This window comes from Burkholderia sp. Tr-862, from assembly GCF_011753085.1.
GTDB lineage: Bacteria > Pseudomonadota > Gammaproteobacteria > Burkholderiales > Burkholderiaceae > Burkholderia > Burkholderia ambifaria.
Map to the genome: position 1 here is coordinate 1 of NZ_VWWG01000161.1, position 14,198 is coordinate 14,198.

Annotated in this window: 16 protein-coding genes; 11 read left to right on the forward strand and 5 right to left on the reverse strand. The window is 67.5% G+C overall.

Annotation, left to right across the window (positions count from 1 at the left end; translation table 11 throughout):
* From F3J14_RS28470 to ptsP, 6 genes are all read left to right on the forward strand, one after another.
* The coding region (locus tag F3J14_RS28470; protein ID WP_166725791.1) for an ammonium transporter at positions 1–1,297 on the forward strand (1,297 nt) is incomplete at its 5' end.
* A 242-nt stretch (positions 1,298–1,539) separates the two neighbouring features.
* Entirely contained in the window at positions 1,540–2,829 is a 1,290-nt protein-coding gene (gene gshA / locus F3J14_RS28475) for a glutamate--cysteine ligase (protein ID WP_006752078.1), read from the forward strand.
* 25 nt (positions 2,830–2,854) lie between these two features.
* Positions 2,855–3,811: a glutathione synthase gene (gshB, locus tag F3J14_RS28480; RefSeq protein WP_166725792.1), complete on the forward strand. Its 957-nt coding sequence runs from the start codon at positions 2,855–2,857 to the stop codon at positions 3,809–3,811.
* A 231-nt stretch (positions 3,812–4,042) separates the two neighbouring features.
* On the forward strand, positions 4,043–4,513 hold the full coding sequence (locus F3J14_RS28485) for a PTS fructose transporter subunit IIA (RefSeq protein ID WP_006752076.1): 471 nt from the start codon (positions 4,043–4,045) through the stop codon (positions 4,511–4,513).
* Between the two features lie 73 nt (positions 4,514–4,586).
* A complete protein-coding gene (locus tag F3J14_RS28490) occupies positions 4,587–4,856 on the forward strand; it encodes an HPr family phosphocarrier protein (protein WP_006752075.1) in 270 nt (89 codons plus the stop codon).
* A 201-nt stretch (positions 4,857–5,057) separates the two neighbouring features.
* A complete protein-coding gene (ptsP, locus tag F3J14_RS28495) occupies positions 5,058–6,833 on the forward strand; it encodes a phosphoenolpyruvate--protein phosphotransferase (RefSeq protein WP_166725793.1) in 1,776 nt (591 codons plus the stop codon).
* A gap of 81 nt (positions 6,834–6,914) precedes the next feature.
* Here ptsP and F3J14_RS28500 read toward each other — a convergent pair whose 3' ends face one another.
* The 3 genes from F3J14_RS28500 to gpmA all read right to left on the reverse strand — a co-directional run bounded on the left by F3J14_RS28500 (position 6,915) and on the right by gpmA (position 10,332).
* Positions 6,915–7,667, reverse strand: coding sequence for a HesA/MoeB/ThiF family protein (locus F3J14_RS28500; protein WP_166725794.1), 753 nt, complete (start codon positions 7,665–7,667; stop codon positions 6,915–6,917).
* A gap of 104 nt (positions 7,668–7,771) precedes the next feature.
* Entirely contained in the window at positions 7,772–9,313 is a 1,542-nt protein-coding gene (locus F3J14_RS28505; RefSeq protein ID WP_166725795.1) for a S41 family peptidase, read from the reverse strand.
* 272 nt (positions 9,314–9,585) lie between these two features.
* On the reverse strand, positions 9,586–10,332 hold the full coding sequence (gene gpmA / locus F3J14_RS28510) for a 2,3-diphosphoglycerate-dependent phosphoglycerate mutase (RefSeq protein ID WP_166725796.1): 747 nt from the start codon (positions 10,330–10,332) through the stop codon (positions 9,586–9,588).
* Positions 10,333–10,469: 137 nt separating this feature from the next.
* Here gpmA and F3J14_RS28515 point away from each other — a divergent pair, with 137 nt between their 5' ends.
* The 5 genes from F3J14_RS28515 (at position 10,470) to F3J14_RS28535 (ending at position 13,395) form a co-directional block, all read left to right on the forward strand.
* A complete protein-coding gene (locus tag F3J14_RS28515; RefSeq protein ID WP_166725797.1) occupies positions 10,470–10,892 on the forward strand; it encodes a rhodanese-like domain-containing protein in 423 nt (140 codons plus the stop codon).
* A complete protein-coding gene (gene grxC / locus F3J14_RS28520; RefSeq protein WP_057926482.1) occupies positions 10,889–11,149 on the forward strand; it encodes a glutaredoxin 3 in 261 nt (86 codons plus the stop codon). Before F3J14_RS28515 ends, grxC begins: the two co-directional genes overlap by 4 nt.
* A 107-nt stretch (positions 11,150–11,256) precedes the next feature.
* Entirely contained in the window at positions 11,257–11,739 is a 483-nt protein-coding gene (gene secB / locus F3J14_RS28525; protein ID WP_017334323.1) for a protein-export chaperone SecB, read from the forward strand.
* 26 nt (positions 11,740–11,765) lie between these two features.
* Positions 11,766–12,764, forward strand: coding sequence for an NAD(P)H-dependent glycerol-3-phosphate dehydrogenase (locus F3J14_RS28530; RefSeq protein WP_166725798.1), 999 nt, complete (start codon positions 11,766–11,768; stop codon positions 12,762–12,764).
* A gap of 106 nt (positions 12,765–12,870) precedes the next feature.
* Positions 12,871–13,395: an O-acetyl-ADP-ribose deacetylase gene (locus tag F3J14_RS28535; RefSeq protein ID WP_166725799.1), complete on the forward strand. Its 525-nt coding sequence runs from the start codon at positions 12,871–12,873 to the stop codon at positions 13,393–13,395.
* Positions 13,396–13,418: 23 nt separating this feature from the next.
* Here the strand turns inward: F3J14_RS28535 and trmL are convergent, their stop codons facing one another.
* Both trmL and F3J14_RS28545 read right to left on the reverse strand, forming a co-directional pair.
* Complete coding sequence (trmL, locus tag F3J14_RS28540; protein WP_006752065.1) at positions 13,419–13,889, reverse strand: tRNA (uridine(34)/cytosine(34)/5-carboxymethylaminomethyluridine(34)-2'-O)-methyltransferase TrmL; 471 nt, start codon at positions 13,887–13,889, stop codon at positions 13,419–13,421.
* 107 nt (positions 13,890–13,996) lie between these two features.
* On the reverse strand, positions 13,997–14,198 hold a 202-nt coding region (locus F3J14_RS28545), incomplete at its 5' end, for a phosphoribosyltransferase family protein (protein WP_282100755.1).

A 14,198-nucleotide genomic window follows, 5' to 3' on the forward strand; every position in this document is an offset into this window, starting at 1 on the left:
TGACGCATCGGCTGCCGCGGCTGCGTCCGCGCCGGCCGCACCCGCCGCGCCGACCGCGCCGTTCTCCGTCGATTCGTCGAAGATCAGCGCCGGCGACACCGCGTGGATGCTGACGTCCACCGCGCTCGTGCTGTTCATGACGATCCCCGGCCTCGCGCTGTTCTACGCGGGCATGGTCCGCAAGAAGAACGTGCTCGCGACCGTGATGCAGAGCTTCGCGATCACCGCGCTGATCACGGTGCTGTGGACGGTGGTCGGCTACAGCCTCGCGTTCACGCCGGGCAACGGCTTCATCGGCGGCCTGTCGCGCGTGTTCCTGCACGGGATGACCTACGTGAAGGGCGACAAGGCGACCACGCTGACCGTCAGCCACCTGGCGACGACGATTCCGGAATCGGTCTACTTCGTCTACCAGATGACGTTCGCGATCATCACGCCGGCGCTGATCTGCGGCGCGTTCGCCGACCGGATGAAGTTCTCGGCGATGCTCGTGTTCATGACGCTCTGGTCGCTGATCGTCTACGTGCCCATCGCGCACATGGTGTGGGAGCCGACCGGCTGGCTGTCGGCGGACGGCGTGCTCGACTTCGCGGGCGGCACGGTGGTGCACATCAACGCCGGTATCGCGGGCCTCGTGTCGTGCCTGATGCTCGGCAAGCGCGTCGGCTTCGGCCGTGAATCGATGGCGCCGCACAACCTCGTGCTGACGATGATCGGCGGCTCGATGCTGTGGGTCGGCTGGTTCGGCTTCAACGCGGGTTCCGCGGTCGCGGCCGACGGCCGTGCCGGCTTCGCGATGCTGACGACGCAAATCGCGACGGCCTGCGCGGCGCTCGGCTGGATGTTCGCCGAGTGGCTCACGCACGGCAAGCCGTCGGTGCTCGGCATCGTGTCGGGTGCGGTCGCGGGTCTCGTCGCGATCACGCCGGCGGCCGGCTTCGTCGGTGTGCCGGGTGCGCTCGTGATCGGCATCGCGGCAGGCGTCGTGTGCTACTGGTCGGCGACGTGGCTCAAGTCGAAGCTCGGCTACGACGATTCGCTCGACGCGTTCGGCGTGCACGGCGTGGGCGGGGTGCTCGGCGCACTGCTGACCGGCGTGTTCGCGGTCAAGGACATCGGCGGTTTCGACGGCAGCCTGCTGCTGCAGGCGAAGGGCGTGCTGATCACGCTGGTGTACAGCGGCGTGCTGAGCTTCGTGCTGCTGAAGCTGATCGACCTGACGATCGGCCTGCGCGTGAGCGAAGAGGAAGAGCGCGAAGGTCTCGACGTGGTGCTGCACGGCGAGCACGTCGAATAAGTCGTACGGATGACGGCGGGCCGCCGCGCAGACGGCGCCCGCCACGAATGAGCGCAGCGATTTCGGCCCGCCACCCGGCGGGCGTTTTTTTCTCCTGCCTCGTGCCGCCGCAGCGCATAACCCTTCGACCTATCGGGTCAATAGCCGAAAACTTCCTCCAAATCCTTGTGAAGCCGGGAACAATCCCCAAATGGGCAAAGCAATTGCTCTACAATCTTCATTCTCCCGCTCGCGAGTGATTCATGGTTCCCCACCTCGTTACCGCGTTGAACGGTCCGCTGCTCGAACTCGAGCAGAAGATCCTCGACGCGACGCCTGCGATCGAACGCTGGTTCAGGCTCGAATGGCAGGAACACACCCCGCCGTTCTATTGTTCGGTGGACCTGCGTAACGCCGGCTTCAAGCTGGCGCCCGTCGACGCGAACCTGTTCCCCGGCGCATTCAATAATCTGCCATCCGAAGTGCTGCCGCTCGCCGTCCAGGCCGCGATGGCCGCAATCGAGAAGATCTGCCCGGACGCGAAGAACCTGCTCGTGATTCCCGAGCTGCCGACCCGCAACGCGTTCTACCTGGAAAACGTCGCGCGGCTCGCGACGATCATGCGCCAGGCCGGCCTGAACGTGCGCTTCGGCTCGCTCGATCCGAGCATCACCGACATGACGCCGATCACACTGGCCGACGGCCAGAAGATCGTGCTCGAACCGCTCGAGCGTTCGCAGCGCCGCCTCGGCCTGAAGAATTTCGATCCGTGCTCGATCCTGCTGAACAACGACCTGTCGGCCGGGATTCCCGCCGTGCTGGAAAACCTGCACGAGCAGTACCTGCTGCCGCCGCTGCACGCGGGCTGGGCCGTGCGCCGCAAGTCGACGCACTTTTCGTGCTACGACGACGTCGCGAAGAAGTTCGCAAAGATGGTCGGCGTCGATCCGTGGATGGTGAATCCGTATTTCGCGCATGTCGAAGGCGTCGACTGGCAGGCGCATGAAGGCGAGCAGGCGCTCGCCGATGCGATCGACGGCGTGCTGAAGAAGATCGCGCGCAAGTACCGCGAATACGGAATCAGCGAAAAGCCGTACGTCGTCGTGAAGGCCGACGCGGGCACCGCCGGGCGCGGCGTGATGACCGTGCACGATGCGGCCGAGATCGGCCGCATGTCGAAGGCCGAGCGCACGCAGATGGCCGAGTCGAAGGCCGGCCTCGCGGTGCGCGACGTGATCGTGCAGGAAGGCGTCTATACGTTCGAGCGCGTCGGCGACGAAGTCGCGGAGCCGGTCGTGTACATGATCGACCGCTACGTGGTGGGCGGCTTCTACCGCACGCACGGTGGCCGCGAGCGCGACCAGAACCTGAACGCGCCGGGCATGCACTACGTGCCGCTCGGCTTCGAGCACACCGCGCTGCCGGATGCCGGCGCCAAGCCGGGCGCCGCACCGCCGAACCGCTTCTACATGTACGGCGTCGTCGCGCGCCTGTCGCTGATCGCGTCGTCGATCGAACTGGAAAAGACCGATCCCGAAGCCATCCAGGTGTAACGGCTTCGCTACGTACAGGACCCGCATGGACATTCTCTTTATCGCCGACCCGCTCGAGCGCTTCAAGATCTACAAGGATTCGACCTACGCGATGATGGCGGAGGCCGCGCGGCGCGGGCATGCGGTGTACACATGCCAGCCGCACCAGCTCGCGTGGACGGGCTCGGGCGTCGAGGCGGACGTGCAGCGCGTGACGATCGTCGGCGACACGACCGACCTGCATCGCCATCCGTGGTACGAGGCGGCCGCCCATGAATCGCGTCAGATGACGTCGTTCGGCGCGGTGCTGATGCGCAAGGATCCGCCGTTCGACATGGAGTACGTGACGGCGACCTGGATGCTCGAGCTGGCCGAGCGTGCAGGCGCACGCGTGTTCAACAAACCTCAGTCGATCCGCGATCACTCGGAGAAGCTCGCGATCGGCGAGTTTCCGCAGTTCGTCGCGCCGACGCTCGTCACGCGCGACCCCGCGCGCTTGCGTGCGTTCCACGCCGCGCACGGCGACGTGATCGTGAAGCCGCTCGACGGGATGGGCGGGATGGGTGTGTTCCGCGTGAAGGCCGACGGGATGAATCTCGGCGCAATCATCGAGATGCTCGGTCATGACGGCACGCGCTCACTGATGATTCAGAAGTTCATCCCCGAGATCACGGCCGGCGACAAGCGCATCCTGCTGATCGCGGGCGAGCCGGTGCCGTATTCGCTCGCGCGGATCCCGCAGGGCAGCGAGGTGCGCGGCAATCTCGCCGCGGGCGGGCTGGGTGTCGCGCAGCCGCTGACGCCGCGCGACCGCGAGATCGCCGAGACGCTCGGGCCGGTGCTCGCCGCGCGCGGGCTGCTGCTGGTCGGGCTCGACGCGATCGGCGACTGGTTGACCGAGGTGAACGTGACGAGCCCGACGTGCTTCCGCGAAATCATGGAGCAGACGGGTTTCGACGTCGCCGCGATGTTCATCGACGCGCTGGAGCGGGCGGCCGCGTAGCCCGCTTCGCGCGCAATTCCGGCGGCGGCCGCGCAGGCCCCCCGTCGCCGGAGCGGTTCGACCGGCCTGCTACAATGCCCGCTTGCCCGGTGCCGCGACCAGCGCGCCGAAGGCCCGGCGGTCGGGCCGAAACCGTTGCAAGGCTGAACATGAAACGATTCCCACACTCGCTATGCTCGTGGCGCCGCCGCGAGGCGTCGGCCCGCCAGGGGCGGCCGGAGGCGGTCTGACATGGCCGGGATTCTGATCATCGCGCACGCGCCGCTCGCCACCGCGTTGCGGGACTGCATCGCGCACATCTACGGCGGCGTGCCCGCGCGCATCGGCTGTATCGACGTGCTGGCGGACAGCGACCCCACCCAGGTGATGGCGTTCGCGCATGCGGAGCTCGCGCGGCTCAGGGAAGAGAACGGCGTCGTCGTGCTGACCGACATGTACGGCGCGACGCCCGCGAACATCGCGGGCCAGCTCGCGAAGCTCGACAACGTGCGCGTGCTGGCGGGCGTGAACCTGCCGATGCTGGTGCGGGCCGTCTGCTACCGGACCGTGCCGCTCGACAAGCTCGTCGACAAGGCGCTGTCCGGCGGCGCGAAGGGCGTCCATGAAGTGGCGGCCGGCACGCCGCCGCCGCCGACCGAAGCCGGCTGCGGCCAGTGCGCGCCGATTCCGCCCGAGCCGCAACCGCGCACCGAATCGCACTGATCGCCCTTTTTCCGTTTTAGACCGATCCGCCGACGCACGTCGCCGGCGGCCTCGACCGACCCGACCGAGAATCATGCTTCAACAAGAAACCACCATCGTCAACAAATTGGGGCTCCATGCACGCGCATCGGCCAAGCTTACGCAACTGGCCGGCAACTTCCAGTCGGAAGTCTGGATGACGCGCAATGGGCGCAAGATCAACGCGAAAAGCATCATGGGCGTGATGATGCTCGCGGCGGGCATCGGCAGCTCGGTGACGATCGAGACCGAAGGTCCCGACGAGCGCGAAGCGATGGACGCGCTGCTCAAGCTGATCGCGGACAAATTCGGCGAAGGTCAGTGATCCCCGCGCGGGATCGTTGCCGTATCGGAGCAGAATGCCGCGTTTTCCGCGGCTTTTTTTTCGTCCGGAGCATTGGTGCGGAAAGCACAATGCTGCGGTGCATGCAGTCAGCACGGAGGTACGGAATTTATAATCGCTAACCGGGGTCATAAGCGCATCGCAGCAGTGTGCCGCGGCTTTACATGTATAGAGGAGGTGCGCGTGTCCTTCACGCTGCATGGCATTCCCGTCTCACGTGGTATCGCGATCGGGCGAGCGTATCTGATCGCGCCGGCGGCGCTCGACGTCGTCCATTACCTGATCGAGGCGAACCAGATCGACGCCGAGGTCGAGCGTTTTCACACGGCGCGCGAGGTCGTGCATCGCGAACTCGAGGCGCTGCGCGCCGACCTGACCGACGACACCCCGAGCGAAGTGGGCGCGTTCATCGACGTGCACGCGATGATCCTGAGCGACGCGATGCTCGTGCAGGAAACCATCGATCTGGTCCGCACGCGCCGCTACAACGTCGAATGGGCGCTGACCGAGCAGCTCGAGCTGCTCACGCGCCACTTCGACGACATCGAGGATGAATACCTGCGCGAGCGCAAGGCCGACATCGAACAGGTGGTCGAGCGCGTGCTGAAGGCGCTCGCCGGCGCGCCGTCCGCGTCGCAGGCGCTCGATCGCGCGGCCGCGCGCGGCCAGAACGAGATGATCGTCGTCGCGCACGACATCGCGCCGGCCGACATGATGCAGTTCAAGTCGCAGTCGTTCCAGGCGTTCGTCACCGATCTCGGCGGCCGCACGTCGCACACGGCGATCGTCGCGCGCAGCCTAGGCATTCCGGCCGCGGTCGGCGTCCAGCATGCGAGTGCGCTGATCCGCCAGGACGACCTGATCATCGTCGACGGCGACCAGGGGATCGTGATCGTCGATCCCGCGCCGATCGTCCTCGAGGAATATTCGTACCGCCAGTCCGAGAAGCTGCTCGAGCAGCGCAAGCTGCAGCGCCTGAAGTTCTCGCCGACGCAAACCATGTGCGGCACCAAGATCGAGCTGTACGCGAACATCGAGCTGCCCGACGACGCGAAGGCCGCGGTCGAGGCCGGCGCGGTCGGCGTCGGGCTGTTCCGCTCCGAGTTCCTGTTCATGCATCAGAAGGAGATGCCGGAAGAGGAGGAGCAGTTCGCCGCGTACAAGCGTGCGGTCGAGTGGATGAAGGGCATGCCGGTGACGATCCGCACGATCGACGTCGGCGCGGACAAGCCGCTCGAGGCGCTCGACGAAGGCTATGAGACGGCGCCGAACCCCGCGCTCGGCCTGCGTGCGATCCGCTGGAGCCTGTCCGAGCCGCAGATGTTCCTCACGCAGCTGCGCGCGATCCTGCGCGCGTCCGCGTTCGGGCAGGTGAAGATCCTGATCCCGATGCTCGCGCACGCGCAGGAGATCGACCAGACGCTCGACCTGATCCGCGAGGCGAAGCGCCAGCTCGACGACGCGGGGCTCGCGTACGACCCGAACGTGCGCCTCGGCGCGATGATCGAGATCCCGGCCGCGGCGATCGCGCTGCCGCTGTTCCTGAAGCGCTTCGACTTCCTGTCGATCGGCACAAACGACCTGATCCAGTACACGCTCGCGATCGACCGTGCGGACAACGCGGTCGCGCACCTGTACGACCCGCTGCATCCGGCGGTGCTGCACCTGATCGCCTATACGCTGCGCGAAGCGAAGCGCGCGGGCGTATCGGTGTCGGTGTGCGGGGAAATGGCGGGCGATCCGGCGCTCACGCGCCTGTTGCTCGGGATGGGGCTCACCGAGTTCTCGATGCACCCGAGCCAGTTGCTGGTCGTGAAGCAGGAGATCCTGCGCGCGCACCTGAAGGCGCTCGAGAAGCCGACGGCCGACGTGCTGGCCTCGTTCGAGCCCGAGGAAGTGCAGGCGGCGCTCAAGCGCCTGTCGGTCGCCGAACCGCGCGCGGACGACGCGGCCGCCTAGGCGACGCGGGACGCGCCGTGAACCCGCCGCGAAAGTAGGGAAACCTCACGCATGCGCCGCTCGGCGCATGCATCGCGCGCGTCAGTGCCGGCCCTGGCACACGGGGCAGTCGGCCTGGCGCGCGATCTTCATCGTGGTCCATTCCATCCGCAGCGAATCGAGCATCATCAGCCGGCCGTTGAGCGTCGTGCCGATCGCGCCGATCACGCGCAGCGCTTCGGCGGCCTGCATCGCGCCGATGATCCCGACCGTCGGCGCGAACACGCCCATCGTCGCGCACGCGACTTCCTCGAACGGCTGGTCTTCCGGAAACACGCACGCGTAGCAGGGCGCGGCCGGGTCGCGGAAGTCGAACGTGCTGATCTGGCCGTCGAAGCGCAGCGCGGCGCCCGACACGAGCGGCACGCCGTGCGCGACGCACGCGCGGTTGATCGCATGGCGCGTCGCGAAGTTGTCGGTGCAGTCGAGCACGACGCTCGCCTGCGGCACGTGTTCGTCGAGCCACGCATCGTCGACGCGCGCCGCGACCGCATGCACGGTCACTTCCGGGTTCAGCCGCGCGAGCGTTTCGCGTCCCGATTCGACCTTGCTGCGGCCGACCGAGGCCGTCACGTGCAGGATCTGGCGCTGCAGGTTCGTGAGGTCGACCGTGTCGGCATCGACCAGCGTGATCGTGCCGACTCCGGAGGCAGCCAGATACATCGCGGCCGGCGAGCCGAGACCGCCCGCGCCGACGACGAGCGCATGCGCGTCGAGGAAGCGCTGCTGCGCCTCGATGCCGATTTCGTCGACGAGGATGTGGCGGGAGTAGCGAAGGAGTTGATCGTCGTTCATGGGAAGTCGTGAGCGAGGCGGCGGACGTAGCGTTATTTTAGGCGCGCATGAAAAACGGGCCATCGCGGTCTTCCCGCGATGGCCCGTCGGATGCCGGCCGGCGCTTACTGCGGTGCCGACGCGGGCTTCGGTGCGGCGGCCTTCGCGCCCGACGCCTTCGCGGGCGTCGCGGCCTTGGTGGCCGGGTTCTTCGTCGTGCTCTCGGCGAGGCGCGACTTCGATTCCTGCACCGGCTTGCCTTCGAGCTTGTTGAGCGCCTGCTGCATCATGAAGTCGTCGGCGCTGCCGAACTCGATCGGCTTGCGATCGCGGTCCTTCTGGCGTTGCTCCGGCGTCTTCTTGTCGTTCTGCTCTTCGAGGACGCGCAGCTGGTCCATCCGGCGCTGCTCGCGCTCTTCCTGTTCCTTCTTCTCGTTCGGATCCTGCGTGTTCGCGAGGTGGTTCGTGTAGTCGACCTCGCGCGTCACGAGCACGTCGTCCGGATCGCCGTCCGCGTACTGATCGACCGGCACGTCGGGCGTGATGCCCTTGTTCTGGATCGAACGGCCGCTCGGCGTGTAGTAGTAGGCGGTCGTCAGTCGCAGCGCGGTGTCGGCCGTCATCGGACGAACCGTCTGCACCGAGCCCTTGCCGAACGTCGTCTTGCCCATGATCTGCGCGCGCTTCGAATCCTGCAGCGCGCCGGCGACGATTTCCGACGCGGACGCCGAGTACGCGTTCGTCAGCACGATCATCGGCACGCTCTTGAAGACCGGCGGCAGGTTCTTCAGCGGATCGCCGTCGAAGGACGGCAGGCGGTAGTTGTCGTAGGTGTCGCGGTAGACCTGCTTCGAATCCGGGATCTGGCCGTTGGTCGACACGACGACGGAGTCGGGCGGCAGGAACGCGCCGGCGACGCCGACCGCGCTCTGCAGCAGGCCGCCGCCGTTGTTGCGCAGGTCGACGATCAGGCCCTTCAGGTTCGGCTGCTGGCGTGCGATGTCCTGCAGCTTCGCGGCGAGATCGGGCGTCGTGCGCTCCTGGAAGCTCGTGATCCGGATGTACGCGTAGCCCGGGTCGAGCAGCTTCATCTTCACGCTCTGCACGCGGATGACCGCACGCGTGACCGTGACCGGGAACGTGCGGTCGTCGCTCTTGCGGAAGATCGTCAGCGTGACCTTGGTGCCCGGCTCGCCGCGCATCTGCTTGACGGCCTTGTCGAGCGTCATGCCGCGCACCGGCTTGTCGTTGATGCGCGTGATCAGGTCGCCCGGACGGATGCCGGCGCGGAACGCGGGGGTATCCTCGATCGGCGAGATCACCTTGACGAGGCCGTCTTCCTGCGAGATCTCGATGCCGAGACCCGCGAAGCGACCCTTTGTCTGCTCCTGCAGCTCGTCATAGTCGGTCTTGTCGAGGAACGACGAATGCGGGTCGAGGCTCGACACCATGCCCTTGATCGCCGCCGTCAGCAGCTTCTTGTCGTCGACCGGCTCGACGTACTCGCGTTTGATCTGGCCGAACACTTCCGCGAACAGGCGGAGCTGGTCGAGGGGAAGCGGCGCCGTGGCGGTTTGCTCGGCCGACGCCGAAACCTGCAGCGTGGCGAACACGCCCGTGGCGAGGCCCGCGGCAATCAGGCCGATGTTCTTCAATTTCATTCGCATAGAGAGTCTGGTGCGGTCGGGAAGCGCGTGGCGGTAGCGGGGATGTAGCGGACAAGTATAACTGTTCGTCCGAATACTCAGTGGAACGCTGCGGAAATGGTCCAGGTGCAGCGGTCCCGAGGCCCAGGGGGCCGGGCACTGGCCGGGCGCCGCCGGACGCGCGGCGGATTCGAAAGCGGATTCGACAGCATCGGGGCCGCGAAGGTTCGCGCCGCGCGCCGGGGCGGGCCGGACCGGCCGAGTGCGATGCGGCCTGCCCGGCGTGACGGGCGTCAGCCCGCCTTGCCCTGCTTCGCGACGGCGGCCTGCGCCTTCGCGATCGCGTCCTGGTCGCCCAGGTAGTAGTGCTGGATCGGCTTCAGGTCTTCGTCGAGTTCATACACGAGCGGCACGCCGTTCGGGATGTTCAGGCCGACGATGTCGCTGTCCGAGATGCCGTCGAGGTACTTGATCAGCGCGCGCAGCGAGTTGCCGTGCGCGGCGATCAGCACCTGCTTGCCCGCGCGGACGGCCGGCGCGATCGATTCGTTCCACAGCGGCAGCACGCGCGCGACCGTGTCCTTCAGGCACTCGGTGAGCGGCAGCTGCTCGCGCGGCACCTTCGCGTAGCGCGGGTCGTTGAACGGCGCGCGTTCGTCGGTCGGCTCGAGCGCGGGCGGCGGCGTGTCGTAGCTGCGGCGCCACACGAGCACCTGGTCGTCGCCGAACTTGGCGGCCGTTTCCGCCTTGTTCAGGCCCGACAGCGCGCCGTAGTGGCGCTCGTTCAGGCGCCACGAGTGGACGACCGGCAGGTACATCAGGTCCATCCGGTCCTGCACGTGCCACAGCGTGCGGATCGCGCGCTTGAGCACCGACGTGTACGCGATGTCGAACGTGTAGCCGGCCTCCTTGAGCAGTTCGCCGGCCTGGTAGGCCTCGTTGCGACCCTGTTCGGTCAGGTCGACGTCGACCCAGCCGGTGAAGCGGTTTTCCTTGTTCCACGTCGATTCGCCGTGGCGGATGAGAACGAGTTTGTACATGGATCTTGCGGTCGGTAGTGATAGGGAAGCGGGGCGCGTCGCGCGGTACCCAGGCCCGGGTCCGCCATCGCGCAAGACGGTTATTTTATAATGGCGGGATTGTCCTTTTCCGATTTCTCTTTTTCCGGCGGATTTCCGTGAAGTTCTTTACCGATTACACGAACCTGGCCCTTATCGCGATCCTGCTGGTTTCCGGCGGCCTGCTTGCATGGCCCGCCCTGCGTCGCGGCCGCGGCGGCCTGTCGGCCGCGGAGGCGACGCAGCTCATCAACCGCCGCAACGCGGTCGTGATCGACCTGCGCGCGGCGACCGACTTCGCTGCCGGTCACCTGCCGTCGGCGCGTCAGGTCGCCGCCGGCGAGATCGGCGCGAAAATCGCGCAGGTCGCGAAAAACAAGAGCACCCCCGTGCTGCTCGTCTGCCAGAACGGCCAGCAGTCGCAGAAGGCGGCGCGCGAGGTCCAGGCGGCAGGCTATGCCGAGGTGCACGTGCTCGAGGGCGGCGTCGCCGCGTGGCAGCAGGCCGGGATGCCGGTCGTCAAACAAGGAGTGGCGAAGTGAGCAAGGTTTTGATGTACAGCACCCAGGTGTGTCCGTATTGCATTCAGGCCGAGCGCCTGCTGAAGCTGCGCGGCGTCGAGCAGATCGAGAAGGTGCTGATCGACCGCGATCCGACCCGCCGCGAGGAAATGATGTCGCGCACGGGCCGCCGCACGGTGCCGCAGATCTATATCGGCGACACGCACGTCGGCGGTTACGACGATCTGTCGAAGCTCGACCGCGAGGGCGGCCTGTTGCCGCTTCTGCAAGCAGCCTGATTAGGGCAGAATGGCCGCCGGCCGCGCCGCGGCTTGGGCGCGCAGGATCCAACCGAGGCGGCCGGCGTGAAGCCGGGCCGCCCCGTCACCACTTTTAGGGAAACACCATGTCCGACGTCGAAAATCAACCGTTCTTCAACATCCAGCGCGTCTACCTGAAGGATATGTCGCTCGAGCAGCCGAATTCGCCGGCGATCTTCCTCGAGCAGGACATGCCGTCGGTTGAAGTCGAAGTCGACGTGAAGGCCGAGCGCCTGGCGGAAAGCGTGTTCGAAGTCGTCGTGTCGGGCACCGTCACCGCGAAGGTGAAGGACAAGGTCGCGTTCCTGATCGAAGCGAAGCAGGCCGGCATTTTCGACATTCGCAACATTCCCGACGAACAGCTCGACCCGCTCGTCGGCATCGCTTGCCCGACGATCCTGTTCCCGTACCTGCGCTCGAACATCGCCGATGCGATCACGCGTGCGGGCTTCCCGCCGATCCACCTGGCGGAAATCAACTTCCAGGCGCTGTACGAGCAGCGTCTCGCGCAGCTTCAGCAGCAGCAGGCCGGCGCAGCAGGCGCGCCGAACGGCTCGACGCTGAACTGACGTTTCACTCCGGACCGGTGCTGGGTATGAAAGTAGCCGTTCTCGGCGCCGGTGCCTGGGGCACCGCGCTCGCGGGCCATCTGGCCGCGCGGCACGACACGCTTCTCTGGGCGCGCGACGCCGCGCTGATCGCCGGGCTGCAGGCCCGGCACGAAAATTCCCGCTATCTGGACGGCATCGCGCTGCCCGATGCGCTGCGCTACGACGCCGATCTCGGCGCCGCGCTCGCGCACGGCGCCGCGGACGATGCGCTGTGCGTGATCGCCGCGCCGGTGGCCGGCCTGCGCACGCTGTTCGGTGCAATGCGCGACGCGGGCTGCGTGCCCGCGCATGTCGTATGGGTCTGCAAGGGTTTCGAGGCCGATACGCATCTGCTGCCGCATCAGGTGATCGCGGCCGAACTGCCGGGGCAGCACAGCAATGGCGTGCTGTCGGGGCCGAGTTTCGCCCGCGAGGTCGGGCTTGCGCTGCCCGTCGCGCTGACGGTCGCGAGCGCGTCCGCCGAATGCCGCGAGCGCACGCTCGCCGCGTTCCATCACGGCGCGATGCGGATCTACACGGGTGACGACGTGGTCGGCGTCGAGGTCGGCGGCGCGGTGAAGAACGTGCTGGCGATCGCGACCGGCATCGCCGACGGGCTCGGGCTCGGACTGAACGCGCGCGCCGCGCTGGTCACGCGCGGCCTCGCGGAAATGTCGCGCCTCGGCGTCGCGCTCGGCGGCCGCGCGGAAACCTTCACGGGCCTCACGGGCCTCGGCGACCTGATCCTGACCGCGACGGGCGACCTGTCGCGCAATCGCACGGTCGGCCTGCAACTGGCGGCCGGCCGCTCGCTGAACGACATCCTCGGTGCGCTCGGCCACGTGGCCGAAGGCGTGCGCTGCGCGCAGGCCGTGCTCGCACTCGCGCGCGCGGAATCGATCGAAATGCCGATCACCGAAGCCGTGTGCGGCGTGCTGTTCGACGGCGTGGCACCACGCGATGCGGTCAGCGGCCTGCTGCGGCGCGACGCGCGCGCCGAATAACACCGACGAAGCGCGCCGATTTCTTGCGGCCGGGCGCGCTCGCGCAAAGCGGGCGGCGCCAAAGCGCACTACGCTTGAACAGTCTCCGGCATTTCGGGAGGGTGTCATGCTTCGGATCGGTTCCACCACGCTCGACGCGCAACTCGTCGACATCACGACGCTCGACGTCGACGCGATCGTCAACGCCGCGAACGGTTCGCTGCTCGGCGGCGGCGGTGTCGACGGCGCGATCCATCGCGCGGCCGGCCCGGGCCTGCTGGCCGAGTGCCGCACGCTTGGCGGCTGTGCGACCGGCGACGCGAAGCTCACGCGCGGCCACGGGCTGCCGGCGCGGTACGTGATTCATGCGGTCGGCCCGGTGTGGCACGGCGGCGGGCGCGGCGAGCCCGACCTGCTCGCCGCGTGTTACCGGCGCGCGATCGAGCTGGCCGAAGAGGTTGCGGCGACATCGATCGCATTCCCGGCGATCAGTTGCGGCATATACCGCTATCCGGCCGACGAGGCCGTCGACATCGCGGTCGGCACGGTCGCCGAAATGCTGCCGCAGGCGCCGAACCTCACGCGCGTGGTGTTCGCGTGTTTTTCATCCGACATATACGACCTGTATCGCGCGCGGCTCGCGCGCATCTAGCGCGTGCCGGCCGGACGGGCGTGTCAGGCGCCGCCTTCGAAGCCGGCCTGGCGCCACGCCTCGAACACGACCACCGCCACCGTGTTCGACAGGTTCAGGCTGCGATTGCCCGGCCGCATCGGCAGGCGCACGCGCTGTTCGTTCGGGAAGCGCTCGAGCACGTCGGCCGGCAGGCCACGCGTTTCCGAGCCGAACACGAACCAGTCGCCCGGCACGAACGCGTGGTCGTGGAAGCGGCCCGAACCGCGGGTCGTGAACGCGAACATTCGCGCGGGATCGGGCGCTTCGGCCGCGACGAACGCGTCCCAGTCGCGGTGCACGCGCATTTCCGCGTACTCGTGATAGTCGAGGCCCGCGCGGCGCATCTTCGCGTCGTCGAGCGGAAAGCCGAGCGGCTCGATCAGATGCAGGCGCGCGCCGGTGTTGGCGCACAGGCGGATCACGTTGCCGGTGTTCGGCGGAATTTCGGGAGCGACGAGGATGACGTTGAACATGGTTGGGTCTGGCTGGGCCGGCCGGGGCGGAGCAACGTGCACGCCATCCCTGCCGGCCGGTTCGTGACGGCCGTCGCCGCGTGCGGGCGGCCGGCCTCTCTATCTAATTAATCCCTGGCGGTGCGCAGCGCAACCAGATTCGTCACGCGCGCGGCGCCCGCCGCCTTCAGTGCGTGCGCGGCGGCCGCGAGTGTCGCGCCGGACGTCATCACGTCGTCGACGAGCGCCACGTGGCGGCCGGTGAGATCGTCCGTCACCGCGAACGCCGCGATCACGTTGTCGCGCCGCGCGCGCCGGTCGAGCCGCGAC